Annotated in this window: 23 protein-coding genes and 1 tRNA gene; 5 read left to right on the plus strand and 19 right to left on the minus strand. The window is 68.6% G+C overall.

From position 1 onward, the window contains the following. Positions 1-2 precede the first annotated feature (2 nt). Together mpaB and LRQ07_RS13310 are read right to left on the minus strand one after the other, a co-directional pair. Complete coding sequence (gene mpaB / locus LRQ07_RS13305) at positions 3-1052, minus strand: daptide biosynthesis RiPP recognition protein (RefSeq protein WP_256534886.1); 1050 nt, start codon at positions 1050-1052, stop codon at positions 3-5. Further along, a complete protein-coding gene (locus LRQ07_RS13310) occupies positions 1052-1774 on the minus strand; it encodes a hypothetical protein (protein WP_256534887.1) in 723 nt (240 codons plus the stop codon). The genes mpaB and LRQ07_RS13310 overlap by 1 nt, the downstream gene beginning before the upstream one ends. 192 nt (positions 1775-1966) lie before the next feature. On the opposite strand from LRQ07_RS13310, the gene LRQ07_RS13315 reads away from it, so the two are divergent. Further along, positions 1967-2054, plus strand: a tRNA-Ser gene (locus LRQ07_RS13315). A gap of 166 nt (positions 2055-2220) precedes the next feature. On the opposite strand, the gene LRQ07_RS13320 is transcribed toward LRQ07_RS13315, so the two are convergent. The 8 genes from LRQ07_RS13320 to LRQ07_RS13355 all read right to left on the minus strand — a co-directional run bounded on the left by LRQ07_RS13320 (position 2221) and on the right by LRQ07_RS13355 (position 11261). Beyond that, positions 2221-2823, minus strand: a complete 603-nt coding sequence (locus LRQ07_RS13320) for a GNAT family N-acetyltransferase (RefSeq protein ID WP_232763577.1) — start codon at positions 2821-2823, stop codon at positions 2221-2223. 28 nt (positions 2824-2851) lie between these two features. Then, the gene (locus LRQ07_RS13325) at positions 2852-3481 is read right to left on the minus strand and encodes a phosphatase PAP2 family protein (RefSeq protein ID WP_232763576.1); all 630 of its coding nucleotides are present in this window, start codon (positions 3479-3481) and stop codon (positions 2852-2854) included. Positions 3482-3512: 31 nt separating this feature from the next. Then, positions 3513-4901 carry a multidrug effflux MFS transporter gene (locus LRQ07_RS13330; RefSeq protein ID WP_232763575.1) on the minus strand — a complete coding sequence of 463 codons (1389 nt, stop codon included), beginning with the start codon at positions 4899-4901 and terminating at the stop codon, positions 3513-3515. A 127-nt stretch (positions 4902-5028) separates the two neighbouring features. After that, a complete protein-coding gene (locus LRQ07_RS13335) occupies positions 5029-6195 on the minus strand; it encodes a cystathionine gamma-synthase (RefSeq protein ID WP_153242749.1) in 1167 nt (388 codons plus the stop codon). Positions 6196-6268: 73 nt separating this feature from the next. After that, a complete protein-coding gene (locus tag LRQ07_RS13340) occupies positions 6269-7645 on the minus strand; it encodes a cystathionine beta-synthase (RefSeq protein ID WP_256534888.1) in 1377 nt (458 codons plus the stop codon). Positions 7646-7743: 98 nt separating this feature from the next. After that, entirely contained in the window at positions 7744-8706 is a 963-nt protein-coding gene (locus LRQ07_RS13345) for a carbohydrate ABC transporter permease (protein WP_134352039.1), read from the minus strand. Continuing rightward, entirely contained in the window at positions 8703-9842 is a 1140-nt protein-coding gene (locus LRQ07_RS13350) for a carbohydrate ABC transporter permease (protein ID WP_256534890.1), read from the minus strand. The genes LRQ07_RS13345 and LRQ07_RS13350 overlap by 4 nt, the downstream gene beginning before the upstream one ends. Before the next feature lie 102 nt (positions 9843-9944). Beyond that, positions 9945-11261: an ABC transporter substrate-binding protein gene (locus tag LRQ07_RS13355; RefSeq protein ID WP_232763571.1), complete on the minus strand. Its 1317-nt coding sequence runs from the start codon at positions 11259-11261 to the stop codon at positions 9945-9947. A 285-nt stretch (positions 11262-11546) separates the two neighbouring features. Between LRQ07_RS13355 and LRQ07_RS13360 the strand changes: the two genes are divergently transcribed. Then, positions 11547-12551 (plus strand): LacI family DNA-binding transcriptional regulator, encoded by a 1005-nt coding sequence (locus LRQ07_RS13360; protein ID WP_232763570.1) that lies wholly within the window; start codon positions 11547-11549, stop codon positions 12549-12551. 78 nt (positions 12552-12629) lie between these two features. Here the strand turns inward: LRQ07_RS13360 and rplL are convergent, their stop codons facing one another. The 3 genes from rplL to LRQ07_RS13375 all read right to left on the minus strand — a co-directional run bounded on the left by rplL (position 12630) and on the right by LRQ07_RS13375 (position 14911). Then, on the minus strand, positions 12630-13013 hold the full coding sequence (gene rplL, locus LRQ07_RS13365) for a 50S ribosomal protein L7/L12 (RefSeq protein ID WP_017829128.1): 384 nt from the start codon (positions 13011-13013) through the stop codon (positions 12630-12632). A 48-nt stretch (positions 13014-13061) separates the two neighbouring features. Next, a complete protein-coding gene (gene rplJ, locus LRQ07_RS13370) occupies positions 13062-13550 on the minus strand; it encodes a 50S ribosomal protein L10 (protein ID WP_017829129.1) in 489 nt (162 codons plus the stop codon). Positions 13551-13927: 377 nt separating this feature from the next. Next, positions 13928-14911 carry a type IV toxin-antitoxin system AbiEi family antitoxin domain-containing protein gene (locus LRQ07_RS13375; protein ID WP_256534891.1) on the minus strand — a complete coding sequence of 328 codons (984 nt, stop codon included), beginning with the start codon at positions 14909-14911 and terminating at the stop codon, positions 13928-13930. A gap of 309 nt (positions 14912-15220) precedes the next feature. Here LRQ07_RS13375 and LRQ07_RS13380 point away from each other — a divergent pair, with 309 nt between their 5' ends. Beyond that, a complete protein-coding gene (locus tag LRQ07_RS13380; protein WP_232763568.1) occupies positions 15221-15901 on the plus strand; it encodes a YqaJ viral recombinase family protein in 681 nt (226 codons plus the stop codon). A 50-nt stretch (positions 15902-15951) separates the two neighbouring features. Here LRQ07_RS13380 and LRQ07_RS13385 read toward each other — a convergent pair whose 3' ends face one another. Genes LRQ07_RS13385 through LRQ07_RS13405 form a run of 5 tightly spaced genes read right to left on the minus strand, consistent with a single transcriptional unit; the run spans position 15952 to position 18947 of the window. Beyond that, positions 15952-16446 carry a hypothetical protein gene (locus tag LRQ07_RS13385; protein ID WP_256534892.1) on the minus strand — a complete coding sequence of 165 codons (495 nt, stop codon included), beginning with the start codon at positions 16444-16446 and terminating at the stop codon, positions 15952-15954. Next, positions 16443-17075 (minus strand): hypothetical protein, encoded by a 633-nt coding sequence (locus LRQ07_RS13390; protein WP_256534893.1) that lies wholly within the window; start codon positions 17073-17075, stop codon positions 16443-16445. The genes LRQ07_RS13385 and LRQ07_RS13390 overlap by 4 nt, the downstream gene beginning before the upstream one ends. Beyond that, a complete protein-coding gene (locus LRQ07_RS13395) occupies positions 17072-17698 on the minus strand; it encodes a signal peptidase I (protein ID WP_256534894.1) in 627 nt (208 codons plus the stop codon). The genes LRQ07_RS13390 and LRQ07_RS13395 overlap by 4 nt, the downstream gene beginning before the upstream one ends. Then, positions 17695-18312, minus strand: a complete 618-nt coding sequence (locus LRQ07_RS13400) for a SipW-dependent-type signal peptide-containing protein (protein WP_256534895.1) — start codon at positions 18310-18312, stop codon at positions 17695-17697. Before LRQ07_RS13400 ends, LRQ07_RS13395 begins: the two co-directional genes overlap by 4 nt. A gap of 8 nt (positions 18313-18320) precedes the next feature. Beyond that, positions 18321-18947, minus strand: a complete 627-nt coding sequence (locus LRQ07_RS13405) for a SipW-dependent-type signal peptide-containing protein (RefSeq protein ID WP_134352053.1) — start codon at positions 18945-18947, stop codon at positions 18321-18323. Positions 18948-19221: 274 nt separating this feature from the next. Between LRQ07_RS13405 and LRQ07_RS13410 the strand changes: the two genes are divergently transcribed. Then, positions 19222-20943 carry an MDR family MFS transporter gene (locus LRQ07_RS13410; protein WP_256534896.1) on the plus strand — a complete coding sequence of 574 codons (1722 nt, stop codon included), beginning with the start codon at positions 19222-19224 and terminating at the stop codon, positions 20941-20943. Then, positions 20930-21418 (plus strand): MarR family winged helix-turn-helix transcriptional regulator, encoded by a 489-nt coding sequence (locus LRQ07_RS13415; RefSeq protein ID WP_248541130.1) that lies wholly within the window; start codon positions 20930-20932, stop codon positions 21416-21418. The genes LRQ07_RS13410 and LRQ07_RS13415 overlap by 14 nt, the downstream gene beginning before the upstream one ends. On the opposite strand, the gene LRQ07_RS13420 is transcribed toward LRQ07_RS13415, so the two are convergent. After that, positions 21357-22301, minus strand: a complete 945-nt coding sequence (locus LRQ07_RS13420; protein ID WP_194239284.1) for a LysR family transcriptional regulator ArgP — start codon at positions 22299-22301, stop codon at positions 21357-21359. The two genes, LRQ07_RS13415 and LRQ07_RS13420, sit on opposite strands and share 62 nt — an antisense overlap. Positions 22302-22314 lie beyond the last annotated feature (13 nt).

Below are 22314 nucleotides of genomic sequence, written 5' to 3' on the forward strand. Positions count from 1 at the left end.
GCTCAACGCCGGATACCGTTCGCCGGGCGAGCGAGGCCCGCTCGGGTACCGAAGCGGATGTTGAGGATGGTGACGGCCTCGAGGCACAGGGCTCGCGCGTCGTCCACGGAGCCGCCCAGCTGCCGAGCCACGCGCTCCGCCGCGACCTCCGGCGTCGTGGACGTCTGCGTGACGGCGACCACCTGCGCGGCCACCGGGGACAGCAGCTGTCGACGCAACGTCCGCGTGTCTGCGAGGACGAAGCCGTCCGCGGTCTCGATCAGGAACGGATCCGCGGCCCAAGGGTCGGCATCCGCGAGGCCGTCGTCGACGAGCGCCCACCCGAACCCCGAGATGCGGGCTTCGCCGTTGGACAGGCGGAGCATCTTCACGAGGTCCGTCGCACAGAGGTATCGCGTCGTCCCCTCGCGCAACGTCCGATCGGCGACGAACGCCTCTCGAGGAACCGATCCTCCCAAGGCCACGGCCCGGGGTCGCGGCACGGCGAGCACGGCGGGCAGCTCGTCGACGGTTCCGAGGGGATCGCCCTGGACCCCGACGCTGACGGCGCCGTCCGCCCGCACTCTGATCGCGCTCGGGGTCGCGAGCTCGCCCGGTTCCGTGAGTGCGCCGCGGTCCGCCAGGAGGACTCGCGGATCGATCAGTGCCGAGGGAAACACGCCCGTCCGTCGCGCGAGCTCGGCATCGTCGAGGAGAGCCTGCCAGCTGACCGCGTCGAAGAGGCTGAGAGCGGTCGGCCCGGTGAACTGCAGGAATGCCGCAGCGACGTAGTCCTGGAGTTCGACGCCGCGCTCACCGAAGAACAACTCATCCCCGATGTCCTGCAGCGCGCCGGTGTACCGGACGACACGGGCCGGTCCGGCACAGGGCCCGCTCCCCTCGGGCAGAAGAATCACATCGTCTCGTCCTGCTGCGCCTGCGACACGATCCGCCTGCGCGCCGCTTTCGACCAGGAACACCCGCGCGTACCGGTCCGGCATCCCGGTGATCCACTCCCGGAGCGCCCGGGCTCCGACCAGGTCCGCCCCGGGCCCGCGGTGTGCGTCGCGCATCAGACGCGGTCCCGTCGACTCGCCGTCACGAGCGACACGTACAACTCGATCCACGGCCGATCGTCGAGATCCGCCTCGAGGACCCGCGGGTCCACGATGCGCGCGAATGCTCGACCACGACCGGCGTTCTCGGTGGCCACGGCCTCGATGTCTGCGCGCCCGTCGCCCACCCGTCCGAGCAGGAGTCCGTCAGGGCCGTCCCGGTACTCGCCGTCCGCGGTCACGTGCACGCGCACCAGAGAGTCCGGTACCGGATACGCGCGGGTGAACGACGCGGCGGAATCCAGCAGCAGAGCACCGTCGAGGAGCCGTTCGGCGAAGATGCCGGTCGCCCGGGCCGTGTCGGCATCACGGAGGAATGCAGCGAGTCCTTCCGCAGACCCTTGTCGGACGACCGTGAGCCCGCCGTGGAAGCGGAAGCGACCGGCGAGGTAGTCCTGCAGCTGGAACGCGTGGCGCCCGCCGAAGCTCATCTCGTCGCCGGGCGCGTGAAGCGCCCCGGCGAACGGGACGACCCGAGGATCCACTTTCGGGAGGGACCCCGCAGGGACGAAGATCACATCGTCGCGTTCGGCGAGCGCCCGCACCTCGTCGAGGTGCACTGCGGACTCGAGGAAGAACACCGCGCACCCCGGAATCGCGCGCTCCGCGGTCACGTACTGCTCGAAGGCCGCCACCGTGCGGTGACTGTCCGGTCGTGCCGTGGTCGAGCTGGCGCGCATGGTCTCCCCCAGTAGCGTCGGATGCGGTACGGCGTTGGTCCGTCCTCATCTGAGGCTATTGAGCACTCACACAACTAGCAATATATTCCATACGCGTCATATTGGTCATGACAGGATCGCATGCTGGGCGTCGCCACAGCGCTCTGTCACGTCGCGCTCCGCCGATCGGATAGGATGGACAGGTTGTTCCTTGGTGACGTGTCCGAGCGGCCGAAGGAGCACGCTTGGAAAGCGTGTGTTGTGCAAGCAACCGCGGGTTCGAATCCCGCCGTCACCGCCAAACATGAAAGAGCCTCCGCGCCAGCGGGGGCTCTTTCGTGTTAATCCGGATGCGGGGATTCGGGGAGGAGCGAGTGCAGTGAGCACCGGAGTCCCGCCGTCACCGCCACGCGCGAAAGAGCCTCCGCGCCGGCGGGGGCTCTTTCGCGTTCATCCGGATGCGGCGTTCAGGCGTCGAAGCGCACGCCGTAGGTCTGTCCGCCCGGTTCCGCCGGGAGTCGCGTCATTCCGAGCCGTTCGTAGAACGCGGCGGCCCCCGCGTTGTTCGGGTCGATGCCCAAGTGCAGACCCTGGATGCCCCGACGCGTCAGCTCGGCGAACAGGGTCTCGATGAGGGCACGGCCGAGCCCTTGTCCCTGCGTCTCCGGAAGAAGGTCGATGTGCAGGTGGGCCGGGTGGTCTGCGGCATTCGGCTCGATGCCGGGCGCGCGACTGTAGCCGTAGTCGACCATCCGATCCTCGCGGGTGACCACCTCGGCCGGCCGGGGGTACCGCTCCTGACGCGTCGGCCACCACTCATCGCGGAACCAGGTGTAGAAGGCGTCGGTGTCGTCGGTCGCCACGATGTAGCCGATCGTGCGCCCGTCGTCGCTCTCGACCACCCAGGAGAGGTCCGGATGCCGCTCGGCGTAGGGGACCGCGAACAGGTCTCCCCAGAGCGCATCGTCGGAGAGCACCCCGGTCGCATCGACGCCGGCGTCAGCCGTCTTCACGCAGATCTCGTACAGCGCGGCGCGGTCGGTGGGGCGGTAGGGACGGATGCGCGACACGAAGGACTCCTCTGGACGACGGGCCCGTTCAGCCTATCGGCGCCGCGACCTCGGACCTCGGTTGCCGCACCCACGGGAGCAGCCACGCGGCCAGGACCAGGACCACCCCGGCGCCGACGAGCGCGCCGCCGAGCGTGTCGCTGGCCCAGTGCACCGACAGGAAGGTGCGCGAGAGTGCCATCGCGAGCACCCACAGCACGCCGAGGACCGCTGTCCAGACCCGCGGGAACAGCACCCAGACCACGAGCGCGATCGTCGCGGCGTTCGCCGTGTGGCCCGAGGGGAAGGAGCCGTAGTCGCTCACCACCAGCATGTCGTCGGGGCGGGCCCGCCCGAAGAGCAGCTTGAGCAGTTGCACCGCACCGGCACTCGCGGCGAAGCAGAGGGCGGCGAACGCCGCAGCCCGCCATCGGCGAGCGAGCACGAGAGCGATGATGGTCAGCAGCGGCACCGCGAAGATCGCCACCCAGCCGCCGCCGATCCAGTTCAGGACGAGGGCGAAGTCGACCATGCCGTCGGCACGGGCTGCGGCGATCATCTCGTTCCACCACCGGTCGAACCCCGGCGTCTCCGGATACGCGAACACGACCAGCGCACCGAGCGCCGTTGCGAGCGCGAGGAGGCCCACTCCCCACCACAGCAGCATCCGCCTGTCCATCGTCCTATTCTGTCGGACGATGCCTGGGCACTCAGGGAGTGAGCATCCCCACGGTGCGCGGACGCACGATGAACCACAGCGACAGGACACCGATCGCCGCACAACCGACCATCACGGAGGCCATGGTCGTCGCCGTGATCCCGGCGTCGTGCGAGAGCCAGCCCGCGAGCGGCGAGATGAGCCCCGCCACTCCGAAGTTCGTCGCCCCGATGATGGATGCCGCCGTCCCCGCAGCTTTGCCGTGCCGGTCGAGCGCCAGCACCTGCACGTTGGGGAACGTGAAACCGCACGCCGTCATGAAGACGAACAACGGGATCACCGTGCCCCATAGCCCGAGTCCGAGCTGGTCGGTGACGATGATCGCGACACCCGCCAGGAGCAGCACAGCGGTCGAGTAGGCCATGACCCACTGCGGTCCGAAGCGGGCGGCGAGCCGTGAGGCCGTCTGCACCCCGGCGACGACACCGAGCGAGTTCACGGCGAACAGCAGACCGTACTGCTGGGCGTCCAGCCCGTGGGTCACCTGGAAGAGGAACGGCGACGCCGAGAGGTACGAGAACAATCCGGAGAAGGTCATGCCGCCGATCACGAGCACGCCGAGGAAGACGCGATCAGAGAGCACCGAGCGGTAGCGCTGCGCCATCGTGGCGCCGCCGCCCTGCCGACGCGCGACCGGAAGCGTCTCCGGGATGAACAGGAGCGTGGACAGCAGCATCACGACGCCGTAGGCCGCGAGCACGCCGAAGATCCCCCGCCAGGGCATCAGGGTCAGCAACCAGGAGCCGATCAACGGTGCGATGACCGGTGCGACACCCGACACCAGCGCGAGACGCGAGAGCATGATGACCAGTCGCCGCCCGCCGAACAGGTCGCGCACGATCGCCATGGCCACCACTCCACCGGCGGCCGCTCCCACCCCCATCAGCACCCGAGCCGCGCTGAGCAGGCCGAGGTCCGGCGCGAGGGCCGCCCCCACGCTCGCGAGGACGTGCAGGGCGGTGACCACGATCAGCGGCACCCGGCGCCCGACCTTGTCGCTGAGGGGCCCGACGACGAGCTGACCCAGGGCGAAGCCGATCATCGTTCCGGTCAGGGTCAGCTGGATCGCGGCAGCCGTGGTCTGGAAGTCCTCCTCCAGCACCGGGAAGGCCGGGAGATAGAGGTCGATCGTGAACGGACCGAGCGCGGTCAGAGCTCCGAGCAGGACGATGTAGAGCGTCCGCCTGCCGAGGGAGATCGCATCTCCCGGGTGCAGCATGATCGGCGCCGTCGCGGGATTCGCGCCGAGGGTGCGGATCGCTCCGGTCGCCGTGGAGGTGCGGATGCTCCCGGTCGCGGTGCGCGCGGGCTGCGGAGTCTCTTCGGACTGCTGCTCCGACGAGGCGACGGGGATGGAGTCAGTGCGGGGCGCGTCGGACACGACGTCCTTCCAGAGTTCAGGGCTTTTGCGGATCGAATCGATTCGCCGCAGGAAGCCCCCATGCTAGCGCGTCCATCTCCCCCGTCGCGGGATCAAATACGTCCCTCGCGACGACCCCGTAGGCACGTTATTGCTCCCGCACGCGCCTCACGCGCGCCAGCGCCTCGTCCAGGTCGGCGATCAGATCTCCGAGGTCTTCGATGCCGACGGAGAGCCGCACGACGTTCTCCGGGACGGCGAGCTCCGTTCCGCGCACCGACGCATGCGTCATGTCCGACGGATAGCCGATGAGCGACTCCACGCCGCCGAGCGACTCGGCGAGCTGGAACACCGAGGTGCTCTCGGCGAAGGCACGGGCAGCGTCGGCGCCGGCAGCGAGCCCGAGCGACAGCATGCCGCCGAAACCGCTCATCTGCGCGGCGGCGATCTCATGCCCGGGGTGCGAGGCGAGTCCCGGGAAGTACACCTGCGAGAACTCCGGCTTCGCCGCCGCCCACTCCGCGATCGCCTGCGCGTTCTCGGAATGCTGCCGCATGCGCAGCGCGAGTGTCTTGATGCCACGGGTCGTCAGCCACGCATCCATCGGCGCGGACACCGCGCCCACGGCGAACTGCTGGAACTTGACCTGCTCGACGTAGCGGTCATCGCCGAACACGACCGCACCGCCGAGCACATCGGAGTGCCCGCCCAGGTACTTCGTCGTGGAGTGCACGACCAGATCGGCACCGAGCGCGAGGGGCTGCTGCAGCGCAGGAGAGGCGAAGGTGTTGTCCACGACCACGATCGCACCGGCCGCGTGCGCGAGCTCGGTGATCACGGCGATGTCGACGATCTTCAGCAGAGGGTTGCTCGGCGTCTCCAGCCACACGATCTTCGTCTCCGGACGGATCGCGGCACGGAGCAGGTCCACGTCCGAGAGCTCGACCGTCGTCGTCTCCACACCCCAGGGAGCCAGCACCCGGGTGAGCAGACGGTAGGTGCCGCCGTACACGTCGTTCCCGAGCAGGACATGATCTCCGGGCTTCAGGATTCCCCGCAGCAGCGCGTCCTCCGCCGCGAGCCCCGAGGCGAAGGAGAGCGCGCTCACTCCGCCTTCGAGAGCCGCGAGCTGGGTCTCGAGGGAGGAACGCGTGGGGTTGCCCGCACGGTTGTACTCGTAACCCTCGCGGAAGCCGCCGATACCGTCCTGCACGTGCGTGGAGGACTGGTAGATCGGCGGGATGATCGCCCCCGTCGTCGGGTCGGCAGCTTGTCCTGCGTGGATGGCGCGGGTGGCGAAGGCGTGGTCGGACATGACCTCAGCCTACGTCCGCGCCCGGAGCCGCGGACGTCCCGTTACGCCACGGGTCGCCGCTCCGCGGAAGACGTCAACGGGACAGGTACGCGAGCAGGTCCTGGCGGGTCAGCACCGTGTGCGGCTTGCCGCCCTCCGTCACCAGCAGCGCGTCGGCCTCGGCGAGCGCGGCCCGCGCCTGTGCGACCGAGGCGTGGATGCCGACGAGCGGAAGCCGCTCCCCCACGTGCTCCCCCACGGCGTCGGTCGCGTTCGCCTCGCCACGGAACAGCAGGTCGAGCAGCCTCTTCTCGTCGACCGCGCCGAGCACCTCGCCCATCATGACGGGCGGCTCGGCGCTGAGCACGACCAACTGCGAGACGTCGTACTCGGTCATCATGCCGATCGCCTCGAGCACGGTGTCGGTCGGATGGGCGTGCACGAGGTCCGGGATCGCCGCTCCCCGTCTGTGCGGACGTGCCGCGAGCACGTCGGCGACGGTCTCCCCGTCCTCCACATCGCTGAACCCGTAGGAGCGCATCCATCCGTCGTTGAAGATCTTGCCCAGGTAGCCGCGGCCTCCGTCGGGCAGCAGCACGACCATGACGGCATCCGCCGGGAGGTCCCGTGCGACGCGCAGCGCACCGACCACCGCCATCCCGCTGGATCCGCCGACGAGGATGCCCTCCTCGCGGGCGAGGCGCCGCGTCATCGCGAAGGCATCGGCGTCGCCCACCGCGACGATCTCGTGCGGCACGGTGGGGTCGTAGGCGCCCGGCCAGATGTCCTCCCCCACGCCCTCGACGAGGTACGGCCGTCCGGTACCCCCGCTGTACACGCTGCCCTCCGGGTCGACACCGATGATCCGCACCCGGCCCTCCGAGATCTCCCGCAGGTAGCGACCGGTGCCCGTGATCGTGCCGCCCGTGCCGACCCCGGCGACGAAGTGCGTGACCCCGCCGTCGGTGTCGCGCCAGATCTCCGGACCCGTGGTCTCGTAGTGGCTGCGCGGGCCGTTCGGGTTCTCGTACTGGTTCGGCTTGAACGCGCCAGGGATCTCCCGCGCCAGCCGATCGCTCACGCTGTAATACGACTCCGGACTGTCGGGCGCGACCGAGGTCGGCGTCACCACGACCTCCGCCCCGTACGCGCGCAGCACGTCGATCTTGTCCTCGCCCACCTTGTCGGGCAGCACGAACACGCAGGTATAGCCGCGCTGCTGGGCCACGAGTGCCAGACCCACACCGGTGTTGCCGCTGGTCGGTTCGACGATCGTCCCGCCCGGCTTCAGGTCGCCGGCGGCTTCGGCGGCGTCGATGATCCGCGCGGCGATCCGATCCTTCGACGAGCCGCCCGGGTTCAGGTACTCGAGCTTCACGAGGACCGTGCACGCGACGCCCTCGGTGACGTGACGGAGCTTCACGAGGGGCGTGTCGCCGACGAGGTCGACGATGGAGTCTGCGTACTTCATGCCTTCAGGGTAGACGCGCGGATGCCGCGGGCGGGGTTGTGTTTCTCCCGACCGCGGCATCCGTTCTCACGAAAGGCCCCTCTGTCTTCCGAAGTGCGTCAGCCCTTCGTCGATCCGGCCAGCAGGCCTCGGACGAAGTAGCGCTGGAGGGCGAAGAACACGATCAGCGGCACGATGATCGAGACGAAGGCGCCTGCCGTGAGCAGGTACCAGTCGTTTCCTCGCGTGCCCGTGATCTCGGCCAACAGCTTCGTGATCGGCGCCGCGGCTCCGTCGGCGAACACCAGCGCCACGAGCAGGTCGTTCCAGACCCACAGGAACTGGAAGATCGCGACCGAGGCGATCGCCGGCATCGTCAGCGGAAGCACCACACGGAAGAAGATCTGCCCGCGGGATGCACCGTCGACGCGTGCGGCCTCGATGATCTCGCCGGGGATCTCCGACATGAAGTTGTGCAGCAGGTAGATCGCCAGCGGAAGCGCGAACATCGAGTGCGCGATCCACACCTGCGCGTAGCCCTGGGACGCATCGAGCGGCAGTGTGACCTGCAGCCCGAAGAGGTTGAGCCCGCGGGAGAACGAACTCAGCAACGGCACCAGGGCCATCTGGATCGGCACGATCTGCAGCGCGAACACGAAGATGAACAGCGCGTTGCGGCCCTTGAAGTCGATCCAGGCGAACGCGTAGGCCGCCATGGAAGCGATCATCAGCGGCACGATGGTCGCCGGGATCGTGATCGCGATCGAGTTGACGAACGACTCCAGGATCGTGAGCTGCGTCGTGCCGGACTGCAGCACGTCGACGTAGTTCTCGATCGTCACCTGCGGATCGGCGAAGAACGTCCACCATCCCGTGGTCTGGATCTGGTCCCGCGGCCGGAACGACGAGATGAACAGTCCGAGCGTCGGGATCGTCCACAGGAACGCGATGACGATGGACGCCACCGATGCCCACGGCCGCGACAGCTTCTTGCGAGTGCGGCCTGCGGCGCCCTCGAACCCGCCGCCGGTGGTGATCGCGCGTGTGCTGAGGGCGGCGTCTGACTTCACGGTGTCGGTCATCGGATCTCCCGCTGCTTCTTGATCTGGCGTGCGTTGTAGATCACGATCGGCAGCACCAGGATGAACAGGATGACGGAGAGCGCGGCACTGCGTCCCGCCTCGAACTTCGAGAACTGCGTGTACATCTCGTTCGCGAGAGTCGAGGTGCCGTAGTTACCGGCGGTCATCGTCCGCACGATGTCGAACACCTTCAGCGATGCGATCGAGATGGTCGTGAGGACCACGATGAGCGCGGGGCGGATCGCGGGGACGGTCACCGACACGAACCGCTGCCAGGCGTTCGCGCCGTCCAGCTCTGCCGCCTCCAGCAGTTCCGCCGGCACTCCCTTGATCGATGCCGACAGCACGACCATCGCGAAACCGGTCTGCACCCAGATGAGCACGACGATCAGGAACAGATTGTTCCACGGCTCATTGAGCAGCCATTGCTGCGGCGTGCCCCCGAGCCACACGAGGATCTGGTTGAGGAGACCGATCTGCTCGTACTGCGGCCCGCGGTACTCGTAGATGAAGCGCCAGATGATGCTCGCCCCGACGAAGGAGATCGCCATCGGCATGAAGACCAGGACCTTGTAGATCTTCTCGCCTCGGGTGCGGTCGATGAACACGGCGTAGGCGAGGCCGACGATCGTGGAGACCGTCGGCACCAGGAGCACCCAGACGATCGTGTTGATCACGGCCGTGATGCCGTCGGACTGCGTGAAGATCCACAGGTAGTTGTTCAGACCGACGAACTCCTTGCCCGAGGAATTCATGAACGACGAGAACATCGTCTGGATCGAAGGCAGGACGAGGCCGACGAGCAGCAGCAGCAGCGCCGGAGCCATGAAGGCCACGAGCTGGATCAGATACCCCGCGCCATCGCGGGAGCGATAGTCGAGCCAGAAGAACAGAGCGCCGACGGCGACGGCCACTCCCATCGCCCAGTAATAGGAGTTGAAGAAGAACATCACCACGAGGGGGATGAGCAGGCACATCGCCAATCGGACGAAGGTGTAGAGCTTTCCCCTGCGCGGAGCGATGTCCACCAGGAGCAGGATGATCGCCACGACCACCGCGAAAGCGATGACCACGGCGACGGCCTGCAGGACCGGCGGGAGCGAGCCGATCCAACGGAAGAAATTAGTCGCGTTCACGGATTCCCCTTCATCACGCGGACCGGATCACCGGCGCGCACGTCGGTGTGCGCGCCGCGGGGGCTGAGGGGCCGCCCCGTGCGGGACGGCCCCTCCCCCGGATCAGCTGCTCGGCCAGCCGGTCTCGATCTGCGTGAGCACCTCATCGGTCGAGGTGCCGTTGACCCACGCGACCATGCCCTTCCAGAAGGTCCCGGCGCCGACGGCACCAGGCATCAGGTCGGACGCGTCGAAGCGGAAGGTCGTGTCCGGGTCCTGCAGGATCTTGATGGTCTCCTGGAGGATCGGGTCCTTCGCGTTCGCGGGGTCGAGTCCGTTGTTGGCGGACGTGACGCCACCGAGGCTGACGCGGCTGTTCGCCCACTCGGGGCTGGACAGGTACGCGAGCACCTTCTGGGTCGCCTCGGAGTCGCTGAACCCGCCGACGATCTCACCGGCACCGGTCACGGCCGTGTCACCCTCGGACTCACCCGGGAGCATGAACGCCCAGATGTCGCCGTCCTCAGCGATCTCCGTGCCCTCCGGGAAGAAGCCGGAGAGGAACGATGCCTGGTGGGTCAGTGCGCAGTCGCCCGCAGCGAGAGCAGGAGCGACATCACCGAATGCGGTCGAGTTGATCGAGCGCACGTCACCGAAACCGGCGTTCACGTTCGCCGGATTCAGCAGGATCTCACCCACGGAGTCGAACGCCGACTTGATCTGCGGGTCGGTGAACTTGACGTCGTTGGTGACCCACTGGTCGTAGACGTCCGGGCCGGACTGACGCAGCACGTAGTCCTCGACCCAGTCCGTTCCCGGCCAGCCGGTCGCCGTTCCGGACTCGAAACCGGCGCACCACGCGGGAGTACCGGTCGCCGTCTGGATCGTCTCGGTCAGCGCGGACATCTCGTCGAGCGTCTTCGGAACCTCGACGCCCCACTCCGCGAACTTCGCCGGCGAGTACCAGATCCAGCCCTTGACGTTGGCCATCAGCGGCGCCCCGTAGAAGGTGCCGTCGACGGTGCCGTAGTTCACCCAGTCCTCGGTCCAGTACTCGTTGGCGTTCTTCTCGACCTCTTCGGGAGCAGGCTTGAGGAAGTCGCGCTTGGCGAAGTCGGCGAACAGACCGGGCTGCGGGAAGATCGCGATGTCCGGCGGGTTCCCGCCCTGTGCGCGGGTACCGAGCTGCGTCTCGAAGTCCTGGCTGCCCTCGTACTTGATGGTGATGCCGTTCTCGTCGGCCCAGTCCTTCCAGGACTCCTGGAGGAGCTCCGCCTCCGAGTCGACGATCGTGCCGTAGATCGTGACAGTGGCGTCGCCACCATCACCACCGTCTGTGCCCGGCGCACCGCCGGGAGCGCCGCAGCCTGCGAGCGCGATGCCCGCGACCCCCAGCAGGGCGATCGGCGCGTAACGCCGGGAACGCTGTGACAGAGCCATGTGAATTCTCCTCTTCGAGTACAGGTTCCCTCCTGGTGCGACGCCACCCCGCGGCATCGTTAGGGAACCGATTCCAGGCCAACCTACTGTCCCTGTGCGCCCCCGCACAACACGCAAGGGTCACAAGCTCGCAACCATTCGGCGCACGGAACCTCCGGGCTTGGGAGCGCTCCCTCACCTCGGGCCTGGAACCGGTTCCTTTTTCCCCGTCCACGGGCTACGCTGACACCCGGCGCGCGCTACGCCGCCGCCCACGAAACCGCGTGATCAGGTCGAGGAGGACCGATGAGCACGATCGCGGATGTCGCGTCGCGTGCCGGGGTGTCGAAGGCCACAGCGAGCCGCGCCCTGAGCGGACGGGGCTATGTCTCGGACGAGACGCGGACGCGCGTCGAGGTCGCCGCCCGCGAACTCGCCTACGTCGCGCACTCCTCCGCGACGAGTCTCGCGACGGGGCGGACGCAGACGGTCGGGATCGTGATGCCGCCCGTCGACCGCTGGTTCTTCGCCGAACTCCTCGCCGGGATCCAGGAGTCGCTGTTCGCCCTCGACTACGACCTCTCCCTCTACGGGGTGCCCGAAGGGTCGCAGACCAGGGAACGGCTGTTCGAGAACGTGCTGCCCGGCCGTCGTTTCGACGGGATCATCGCCGTCGGCATCCAGCCGAGCGCGCATGAGCTCGAGCGCCTGCAGCGCACCGGAAGACCGCTGGTGAGCGTCGGGCCTTACGGCGAGGGCTCGAGCGCGGTCTCGATCGATGATGCGGCGGCCGCACGCATCGCGACCGAGCATCTGATCGAGCTCGGCCACACCGAGATCGCCTTCGTCGGCGGCCCGACAGACGCGACGGGACGGAGCTTCGGCGACACGCGACGGCTCGACGGCTACCGCGACGCGCTGAGCGCCGCGGGACTCGCTTCGCACGCCCGGGTCGCGGGCACGGCCCCGACCATGCCCGGCGGCTACACCGCGGCGGCGGGGCTGCTCGGCGATCGGCGAAACCGACCGACCGCGATCGTGGGCGTGTGCGACGAGGCCGCCATCGGGGCGATCATCGCCGCCCGCCGCCTGGGCATCGCCGTACCCACCGAGCTCAGCGTCGTGGGTATCGACGACCACGAGCACGCGGACATGTTCGCCCTCACCACGATCGGGCAGTCCCCGAGGGAACAAGGCCACGAAGCCGTTCGCCTGCTGATGCAGCGGATCGAGCGACCGGACGCTCCGCTGGAACATGTGGCTGCCTCATCCGCCCTCGTGGTGCGCAACTCGACCGCTCCCCCGCGCTGACGGCGGCCACACACACGCCCGGAACGCACGAAGGCCCCGGGCGAACCCGGGGCCTTCGCAGAAAACGCTGAAGCGTGATTACTTGAGGGTAACCGTCGCGCCGGCCTCTTCGAGAGCAGCCTTGGCCTTCTCGGCGGTCTCCTTGTTGGCGCCCTCGAGGACGGCCTTCGGGGCACCGTCGACGACAGCCTTGGCCTCGCCGAGACCCAGCGAGGTGAGCTCGCGGACGGTCTTGATGACCTGGATCTTCTTGTCGCCAGCGGCCTCGAGGATGACGTCGAAGGAGTCCTTCTCTTCCTCAGCCTCTGCAGCGCCTGCGCCACCCGCAGCGCCGGCAACGGCGACGGGAGCAGCAGCGGTGACCTCGAACTTCTCCTCGAACGCCTTCACGAACTCGTTGAGCTCGATGAGGGTCAGGCCGGCGAACTGCTCGAGCAGTTCCTCGGTGGAAAGCTTCGCCATGATGTATCTCCTAGATAGATGGGGTTTGTAGACGAGATCGCAGGTCGCTTACGCGGCCTCTGCGGTCTCCAGCTTTTCGCGAAGAGCGTCGATGGTGGCGGCAGCCTTGCCCATCGTCGCCTTCATCATGCCCGCAGCCTTCGCCAGCAGAACCTCACGGCTCTCGAGCGCGGCGTACTTGTTGACCTCGTCCGCGGTGAGGGCGTTGCCCTCGAAGATGCCGGACTTGATCACGAGAAGCGGGTTGGCCTTGGCGAAGTCACGCAGAGCCTTGGCGGTGGCGACGAAGTCACCGTGCACGAACGCGACAGCCGACGGACCCTTGAGGTCGTCGTCCAGCGCGGAGATGCCAGCCTTGTTGGCGGCGATCTTGGTCAGCGTGTTCTTCACCACGGCGTACTCAGCGTCCTGACGGATGCTGTTGCGCAGCTCCTTGAGCTGGGCAACCGTCAGACCGCGGTACTCGGTCAGCAGAACGGCAGTCGAGTTCTCGAATGACTTCGTGAGCTCGGCGACCGATGCATCCTTCTGCGCCATGGTCACTCCTTGGTGTGTACGAGGCGCCGCACGGTGGTGGGGCGCCGACCTGGACCACCTGCATAGAAAAAGCTCCGGCGCAAGCGCACGGAGCTTTGGAAAGTTCGTGTCCTGCGCGGGCCCCTGCTGTGCAGAGCTTCGATCGTTGTGCGCATGTGCTCACGACGATGACCAGCGGTCTTCGGTTACGACAACTGTACCCGACGCATCCCCCTCCCCCAAATCCACTCCCCGGTCCCCTTCTCCTCCCGGTCCCCGAATGCCGGTCTCCGAATGCCGGTCTCCGAATGCCGACACCCCCTCTGAGCGCCGAGGCCCCTCCTGCGCCCCGCGAACCCGACGGGGTCTCGGCGGCGTGCGGGGGCGTCGACGCGGGGCTAACCGGGAGGGCGGATGCCGTACGCGGAGAGCGTGGCGCCGAGCGCATCCGGGGAGGCGATGTCGGACGACCCCCACCGGACCATCCGCCATCCGGTCACCCCTCGGATCGCGTCTTCCCGGCGCTTCTCCTCGAGCACGACCTCCTCGACGCTCCGTCCTCGGCGAAGGATGGCGTCGCGGTACTTGTCCTCTCCGTCGAACTCGCCGAAACAGTGCGAGCGACGGAACCCGAAATCGACCCAGTAGTCCTCCCCTCCCGGCCCGCGCACGTGCACCTGCAGTTCGGGCGCCGCGAAGCCGAGCCTGTGCAGCTGCAGGCGACTGACGCTCTCACCCGGCAGCTGTGCACGTCCGTCGGCGAACTCGATCACCCGTCGCGCCCGGCGCACGCCCCGCGAGTGCGAGCGGAGCGCTCGCACCATCATCCGTGCCCGCCAGCCCTCGACCGCCCCGGAGTCCTGGACCTGACCCGAGACGGCCTCGCGACGGAGTGCGGCATCCGCGGCGGACAACCCGACCTCCTCGCGGCTCGAGCAGGCCAGGTCGAGGATCGTGCGGTCGAGCGACGTGCACCTGATGCCATCGACGTCGACGACCTCCGCGGGAGGAACCTCGACGTCGTGCCACATCACCCCGGACCGGGTCCTCCCATGCCGGGCCCCGGCGATGACCACATGGACCTTCCGGGGCGCCAGCCGATATAACGGAAGGCCGTGCAGGACCGCGGCGGACGGCCCCCAGAACACCGGCCCCGGACCGTCGGAGTTGAGAGCGGTCGCAACCACTTCGACGAGATGACGCCCCTCGTTCCAGAGCCCGTCCCATCGGTCGGCCTCGACGTAGCGACCCCGGCGCACTCGGCGGAGGGACCCCGCAGCGACACGCGATCCGATCTCCCGTTCCGTGTGCCCCTTCACGAGCAACTCGCCCCGCGTTCTGAGGAGCGAGCGGACGTCGGTGACATCGATCCTGTTCGGCATCCCGTCATCGTGAGGCCTCCGACGCCCCCTGCCACCGTCGCTCACAGGGTCGAGCCCAGGTCTCGAGGTCGCCTGATTGGTGCAGGAAGAGTCGCAACCGCCCCACACCCCCTCTGACCGTCCGCACCCCCGCTGAATTGCGCAAGCACGCGGGGGCGCGGACGAGCAGAGGGGGCGTCGACCGAAACGGGGAGGGACGGGGAGGGGAGGGAGGGACGGGAGGGGAGGGGAGGGACGGGGCGGGGAGGGACGGGAGAGAGGACGGCGTGTGGGAGGGGAAGGGTCGGCGAGCGGGGTTAGGGTCGAAGGGTGACCCCGGAACTCGCTGCACGCATCGTCGCGGACTCTCGCGATCGCGTGGCATGGATGCGGGCTCGCTCGCGCGGGATCACGGCCACCGACGTCGCCGGACTCACCTCCGAGAGGTCGATCGCCCGGGCTGCGGACTCGAAGCTCGGCGGCGGCCCGCGCTTCGGCGGCAACGCGTACACCGACCACGGTCGCCGTCGCGAACCCGAGATCGCCGCCTGGGTCGCCGCGACCCATGGCATCCTCCCCTCCTCCGCCCTCTTCCGCGCCGAGGTCGAGCACCGCCACCTCGCCACGCCCGACGGCATCGCGGTCGATGCCGAGGGCCGCGTGAAGCTCGCCGAGATCAAGACGACGAACAAGGCGTTCCGCGGGATCCCGCGCACCTACCTGCGCCAGGTGTGGTGGCAGCAGCACGTGCTCGGCGCCGAGCGGACGCTGTTCGTGTGGGAGGAGCACGTCGACTTCGCCCCGATCCACGACGAGCCCCGGTGCGTGTGGATCGACCGGGACGACCGTGAGATCGCCAAGCTCGTCGGCCTCGCGACCGATCTCATCGACGAGCTCTATCGGCGCACGACCGGCCAACAGGTCCCGAGTCGGACCGCGGACCCTGCAGTGAGCCGCCGCGAGCAGCTGCGCGAACGAGACGCCTTCCGCGCGCTGGCCCTCGCCGACTGACGCTCGCCGACGGCCCCTCGCCGACCCTGTGCGGCGGAGCAGGGCCCGGCTCAGGTGCAGGTGTTGTTGCCGCCGAGCCCGAGCAGTCCGCCCACGGACAGGGAGCGCGTCGCCGCCGGTGAGAGCCACGATGTTCCGGGGTAGATGGTCTCGACCCTCACTGTGTTGGTCGAGCCCAGGAGGCTTCCCAGGAGCGTGTTCAGCAGTCCGGAACTGATCGTCGACGAGTACGTGTAGGGGCCGGTCCCGGTCTGCGTGACGTTGGTGTTGTCCACGACGACGCCGTTGATGGAGAAGCGCTGTTGGAGCTTCACAGCGGGCGATGTCCACGTGATCGTGAACCCGGTGAAGGTCCCGAGGAAACTCGTCACCGTGCAGGATGCGACCACCGGGGTCGGGAGGGTCGCCGCGGTGAAGGCTCCCGCGCCGTACTCGCTGTCGGTGAACCTCGCCTCGGTCGACTCCACCGGCGGGAACGACGCGACTCCGACCAGGATCGCGACGCCGACCGCGCCCGCGAGGATCCGCCGCCGCCCGCCTCTCATGGCCGCTCTCCGAGTTCTGCCTCCGCCCGACGCCGGCGTAGGACGGCGAGCGCACCGCCCCCCACCGCGAGAAGGACACCGCCGACGACCGCCCAGCGAGCCCCGGGCGCGGGGCCGGTGCTCGCGAGGCCTCCTCCGGGCCCGACGTCCGCGGTCTCCCCCGCCCCCGTCGCGATCACGCGCAGGTCAGTGCTGCCCGCACCGTCGGTCGGGTCGAGGGCGACGGAGAGGCGCAGATGGGCGGTGTCGGCGTCGCTGATCTCGGCGAGCGGGACCACGGCACCGTCCCGCGGAATCCGCCACTCCGTGCGCAGCACCGTCTCCGACCCGGGGCACCCGGCATCGCGCCAGGCCCGCGAGCACGTCGAGATGTCGACGAGCAGTCGGGCCGTGCCGGTCGCACTCACGCCGATCCGCACCACACCGGGATCGGGAGCATCCGCGCTCACAGCGACGTCCCATCGCACCGGCGCCCCGGGAAGCAGGCCGGCCGCGGCATCCCAGTCCGCCACCGAGACGAGGCGGAGCACCTCTCCCTGGATGACCTGCGTGGTCGGCGCCGCCCAGGCAGCGCTCGGCGTCATGACCGCGGCGGCCGCGATCGTGAGGATCCCGAAGACACGCCTCATCCGCCTCGCCCGCCCGCTCCGATACGACCGCCCCGATCCGCACGACGATGCGTGCGGGGCCAGAACGCCCAGACGACCAGCGTCGTCGCCGCCAGGGTCAGCGTGCCTAGCACGACGGGGTTGCCCATGCCGACGATCAGCGTCGTGACGCCGGGAACCGAGAACAGGACGATCCGCACGCTGGAGACCGTGTACGGGAAGGGATCCTCCGAGGCGTTCGCATCTCCGCGCATGGTGATGATCCGCTCTTCAGGCCCGACCCCGGGTGCGATGGTCGTGACGCGGTGCGTCACCGGAAGCTCTCCGACGCGGTCCACGGTCACGACGTCTCCGACCTCGATCCCACTCGCCGGGATCCGCTGCACCACTGCTACGGATCCGGCGGGGATCGTGGGCGACATCGACCCTGTCCGGAACAGGATCAGGGTGATCTGCGCCGTGAACGCCAGGACCACGAGCACGATGCAGATCACGCCGGCCAGCGCGGCGAGCCAGAGGAGCGCATCGCCGATCATCCGACCGGGTCGGGGTCGGACACGTGCCGGGGTCCGGACGTCGGCGCCGTCGTCCGCGCGAATCCCTTCCGCCTGTGCGCGCGCGGTGCGCCGGGTCAGCTGCGTCACGACGACGTCCCCTGGATGTGCCAGGTCTGCGTCATCGTGAGCCCCTGCGCGGCGTTGAGCGCGGTGGTCGGCAGCGTGACGGCGATGCAGTAGTTGACCTGCGCGGCACCGTTGGCGCTCACCGCCTGGGTCGAGGCGCCTCCTGCCGTGAGGGCGGAACCGTCGGTCACGACGGAGGTTCCCGCGGCGTACGTCGTCGCATTGCACGCGGTCCCGGCGATCGTGCGCACCCCATAGGTCAGATGCGCTGCCAACCCGGTGCCACCGGGGGTCCCGGCCGTGAACTGCAGGGTCCCCGCCACCGACGGGTTAGCAGTCTTCACGCTGAGCAGCGCATAGGTCGTCGTCCCCGGCGCCATCGCGGTGGGCGGAAGCTGGAAGGTCAGAGTGGATGCCGTGCCGGTGGTCGCGTGGCTGGAGAACGTCGCCCCATCCGCAGCACCGACGATGTCGAACCGTCCGGCGGTGAACGTCGCTGCGCCGTACTCCGAGTCGTTCCAGGCGGCGAGGGTCGCGGCCGCGCCGACGCCGAGCACCAGTCCGCCCGCGAGGAGGGCCCGGATGCGACGGGAGCGCAGTCGCCGCTTCTCCCGCATCTCTCTGCGGGTGACCATCAGAGGACTCAGTTCGTCGACGTCGCCGTGAACTTCCACGTGGCGTCGGTCACCAGTGAGGGTTCGAGGTCGGCGTCCGCGGTCACCTTGATGCACAGCTGCACGTCGACGCCGGGATCGATCGCGGTCGCCCCGGGAGCGAGCGCCACCGCGGTCACCCCGGTCTGCGCGTCGAGGGTGGCGCCCGTCGCGATCGGCGTGCCGACGGCGGTCGTGGCGTCGCAGGTGTCCCCGGGTGCGAGCTGATAGATCTGATACGACAGGTGGTCCGAGTTGGAGGTGCCTGCGGCGTCTGCCGTGGTGCCGTCGGCCTCGAGATCGGCCGCACTCGTCGTCCCCGCCGCCAACCGCACCCAGAAGCCGGCGTAGACCGAGTCGGTGGGCGACATGTTGTCGACGACCCCCGCCGGCAGGCTGAAGGCCAGCGTCGCCGCCGCGTCTCCGTCGTCGGTGTTGTGATCGCTGAACGTCGTGCCGTCCGTCGATCCCTCCAGGTTGAAAGCGCCGGCGGTGAAGGTGCCGTTGGCGAACTCGGAGTCGTTCCACGCGGCGAGCGTGACGGCGACGCCCACGCCGAGGACGAGTCCGCCTGCCAGGACCGCGAGAACCTTGCGCTGTGTCTCTTTGCTAGCCATCGGTGTCCCCCTCAGGAATCAGGCGATCGCGTGGATGTCCGAGAACGGCTGCCCCTCAGAAGCCCCGCATCCCCGCTGTGCCCTCATCCTCATCCACGCCTCCGAACAGGACAAGGCGATTTCGCGCATGCTCCGCGCTCATCGCGCGCAGTCCCTCCGCAGTCGAAGATGGTTGACGTAAATCAACGATCGACGTATAGTTGACCCAGTTCAACCATCTCGTGCGCGCCAGAGCCGTCGCCGCATCCCCGTTCACGACAGCGAAAGGTCCCGCATGACCACGGACTCCCCCGTCAAGATGACGCACCGGCAGGTGCTCGAGGCCCTCACCGGGCTCCTTCTGGGCATGTTCGTCTCGATGATCGCGACGACGGTGGTGTCCACCTCGATGCCGGTCATCGTCCACGACCTCGGCGGAGACCAGGCCGCCTACACCTGGGTCATCACCGCGACGCTCCTCACCACGGCGATCTCCACACCGATCTGGGGCAAGCTCGCCGATCTGTTCAACCGCAAGCTGCTGATCCAGCTCGCCCTCGTCATCTTCGTGGGTGCGACGGCCGCCGCCGGGTTCGCGCAGGACACGAACACGCTCATCGCGTTCCGCGCCATCCAGGGCATCGGCGGTGGCGGACTGGCCGCCCTCAGCCAGGTCATCATGGCCGACATCATCAGTCCGCGTGAGCGCGGCCGCTACATGGGCCTGTTCGGCGCCGTGATGGCCGTCGCGACCGTGGGCGGCCCCCTGCTCGGCGGGTGGATCACCGACGTCGCGAACTGGCGCTGGAACTTCTTCATCGCGCTCCCCTTCGCCGTCGCCGCCCTGATCATCCTGCAGAAGACGCTGCGCATCAGCACCGAGCGCACGCGCAAGGTCTCGATCGACTACGTCGGCATCGTGCTGCTCTCGGCCGCCGTCTCGCTCATCCTCATCTGGATCACCAACGCAGGCTCGACCTTCGACTGGTGGGGCACCGAGACCGTGCTGATGGTGGGCGCGGCGATCATCGCGACCATCGCGTTCATCATCGTCGAGCTCAAGGTGCGCGAGCCGCTCATCCCCCTCACGCTGTTCCGCGGCCGTACGTTCACCCTGTCGGTGCTGGCATCGATCTCCATCGGCGTCGCGATGTTCGGAACCTCGGTCTACCTCGCGCAGTACATGCAGCTGTCGCGCGGCGCCACCCCCACCGAGGCCGGACTGATGACGCTGCCGATGATGGCCGGCCTGCTCATCTCCTCGATGGTCGTCGGTCAGCTGGTGACCCGCTTCGGCAAGTGGAAGGGGTACCTGATCCTCGGCTCGGTGCTGCTGATCGCGGGCTCCGTGATGCTGTCGACGCTGCACTACGACACGAACTTCATCCTCGTCTCGATCTACATGTTCGTGATGGGCGCGGGCGTCGGCATGACGATGCAGAACCTCGTCCTCATCGTCCAGAACGTCGCGAAGCCGAGTGAGATGGGCGTCTCCAGCTCCGGAGTGACGTTCTTCCGCAGCCTCGGGGGCACGATCGGCGTTTCGGTCATGGGCGCCGTGCTCGCGAACAGCCTCACCGGACTGTTCTCCGACGGCAAGGAGCGCATCGGCGCGGCGATCGCGAAGCTCGGGGACAAGGGCGCCGAGGTCGCCGCACAGCTCTCGTCCGGCACTCTTCCCCAGGTCCGGCTCCTCCCCGAGCCCGTGCGCTCGATCATCGAGGACTTCTACGCGCAGGCCATCTCGCACGCGTTCCTGATCGGCATCCCGCTCGCGGTGATCAGCCTGATCGCGATCCTGTTCCTTCCAAACCGTCCGCTCACCACGATGACGACCTCCGAGCGCGCACGGGCGGATGCCTCCGAAAAGCAGACGGTCGACGGTTCCGTGGAGGATGCCGCAGACGTCGCGATCGCCGACGCCGAGGCACTCTCCGGAGCGCCCACCGGTTCCGTGACCGTGATCAGCCGATCCGGCGACGACCGCGGCGATACGGCATCCGATGCCGGCCGCTGACGACGTGCTCGACACTCCGGAGGCGCGGGCCGAGGCGGTCCGCGCCCTCGAAGCGGAGTTCGGCGAACTGATCACGCATTTCCGTCGTGTGATCACCGAGAACGCCAACCGGGTGAGCCCCGGGATGCTGCCCGGGGCCTACAAGATCTTCACCACGATCGCGCGCTGCGAGATGGTGACGGTGTCGACCCTGTCCGAGCGGATGCTGATCGACAAGGGGCAGGTCAGCCGGACGGTGCGGGAGCTGGAGGAGCTCGGCCTGATCGAGCGCTCGGCGGATCCCACCGACGGCCGTTCGTTCCTGCTGCAGCTGACGGCGACGGGTGCACAGCGCCTCGCTGCCGCCCGGCTTCCGCAGGAGGGCCGGTTGCTCGAGACACTCGCAGAGTGGAGCCTCGCCGACATCGGGAGCCTCACCCGGCTGCTGCACGCCCTGGCCTCCGGGGCGGCTCCGGACGAGAAGCCGTCTGCGTGACCCCTGTGCCGCCGAGCACACGGCGGGCCTCGGCGGCGACCTCCCCGGCGATGGTGTCGAGCAGTTCCGAGCGCAGGTTCCACTGCTGCCAGTAGAGCTCGACGCGCAGAGTCGGCCCACCCAGCGGAACCAGGCCCGGTCGCTCTTGGAGCAGCGGGACCATTCCCCAGCCGAGGCCCAGACCGACCGCGAGCGCGTAGTCGTTCGAGGCGGGGACGTAGTGCCGTGGCACGCCCTCCTGCCCGACCGACATCGCACGCAGCCACTCGTGTTGCAACGTGTCTCGACGGTCGAAGTCCACGAAGGGGGCCGACCCCAACGCCTCCGTCGTGACCCCCTCGGGGAACCAACGCGCCGCGAACCCCGGCTCCGCCATCGCCCGGTATTCGAGCACCCCGAGCGGCGACACCGAGCACCCGGCGACGGGAGCCGCCTCGCTGGTGACCGCAGCCATCACGGTGCCCGACTCCAGCAATCTGGCGGTGAAGTTCTGATCATCACGATGCAGATCGAAGTCGATGTCGTGCCCGGCGGACAGACGCGCGAGCGGAGCGAGGAACCACGTCGCCATCGAGTCGGCGTTCACGGCCAGCGGGATGCTGATGCGACGCGTCCCGCCGGCCTCGTCGATGCCCACGCCGAGCAGAGCATCGTGTTCGAGCAGGGCGACCTGTCGCGCCAGCCGCACGACCGCTTCCCCCGCCTCCGTCACCCGCGCGGGCTTGGCGCGCACGAGCAGGATGCGGCCGAGCTGCTGCTCGAGCATCTTCAGCCGCTGACTCACCGCGGACGGCGTGATCCGCAGACGCCTCGATGCGGCGTCCAACGTCCCCTCATCGACGATCGCGGCAAGGGTGGTGGCCAATTCCGGGTCGATCCTCACATTAGGGATACTA

This window comes from Microbacterium sp. J1-1 (assembly GCF_024498615.1).
In the GTDB taxonomy this organism is placed as follows: Bacteria; Actinomycetota; Actinomycetes; order Actinomycetales; family Microbacteriaceae; genus Microbacterium; species Microbacterium aurugineum.

Bases quoted from the DNA above. Each gene is read 5' to 3' on its own strand.
- LRQ07_RS13325 (WP_232763576.1), bottom strand. From the start codon at position 3,481: ATGGACAGGCGGATGCTGCTGTGGTGGGGAGTGGGCCTCCTCGCGCTC.
- rplL (WP_017829128.1), bottom strand. From the start codon at position 13,013: ATGGCGAAGCTTTCCACCGAGGAACTGCTCGAGCAGTTCGCCGGCCTG.
- LRQ07_RS13345 (WP_134352039.1), bottom strand. From the start codon at position 8,706: ATGACCGACACCGTGAAGTCAGACGCCGCCCTCAGCACACGCGCGATC.
- LRQ07_RS13390 (WP_256534893.1), bottom strand. From the start codon at position 17,075: ATGAGGCGTGTCTTCGGGATCCTCACGATCGCGGCCGCCGCGGTCATG.
- LRQ07_RS13310 (WP_256534887.1), bottom strand. From the start codon at position 1,774: ATGCGCGCCAGCTCGACCACGGCACGACCGGACAGTCACCGCACGGTG.
- LRQ07_RS13375 (WP_256534891.1), bottom strand. From the start codon at position 14,911: ATGCCGAACAGGATCGATGTCACCGACGTCCGCTCGCTCCTCAGAACG.
- LRQ07_RS13355 (WP_232763571.1), bottom strand. From the start codon at position 11,261: ATGGCTCTGTCACAGCGTTCCCGGCGTTACGCGCCGATCGCCCTGCTG.
- LRQ07_RS13385 (WP_256534892.1), bottom strand. From the start codon at position 16,446: ATGAGAGGCGGGCGGCGGCGGATCCTCGCGGGCGCGGTCGGCGTCGCG.
- LRQ07_RS13335 (WP_153242749.1), bottom strand. From the start codon at position 6,195: ATGTCCGACCACGCCTTCGCCACCCGCGCCATCCACGCAGGACAAGCT.
- LRQ07_RS13340 (WP_256534888.1), bottom strand. From the start codon at position 7,645: ATGAAGTACGCAGACTCCATCGTCGACCTCGTCGGCGACACGCCCCTC.
- LRQ07_RS13400 (WP_256534895.1), bottom strand. From the start codon at position 18,312: ATGGTCACCCGCAGAGAGATGCGGGAGAAGCGGCGACTGCGCTCCCGT.
- LRQ07_RS13405 (WP_134352053.1), bottom strand. From the start codon at position 18,947: ATGGCTAGCAAAGAGACACAGCGCAAGGTTCTCGCGGTCCTGGCAGGC.
- LRQ07_RS13360 (WP_232763570.1), top strand. From the start codon at position 11,547: ATGAGCACGATCGCGGATGTCGCGTCGCGTGCCGGGGTGTCGAAGGCC.
- mpaB (WP_256534886.1), bottom strand. From the start codon at position 1,052: ATGCGCGACGCACACCGCGGGCCCGGGGCGGACCTGGTCGGAGCCCGG.
- LRQ07_RS13415 (WP_248541130.1), top strand. From the start codon at position 20,930: ATGCCGGCCGCTGACGACGTGCTCGACACTCCGGAGGCGCGGGCCGAG.
- LRQ07_RS13410 (WP_256534896.1), top strand. From the start codon at position 19,222: ATGACCACGGACTCCCCCGTCAAGATGACGCACCGGCAGGTGCTCGAG.
- rplJ (WP_017829129.1), bottom strand. From the start codon at position 13,550: ATGGCGCAGAAGGATGCATCGGTCGCCGAGCTCACGAAGTCATTCGAG.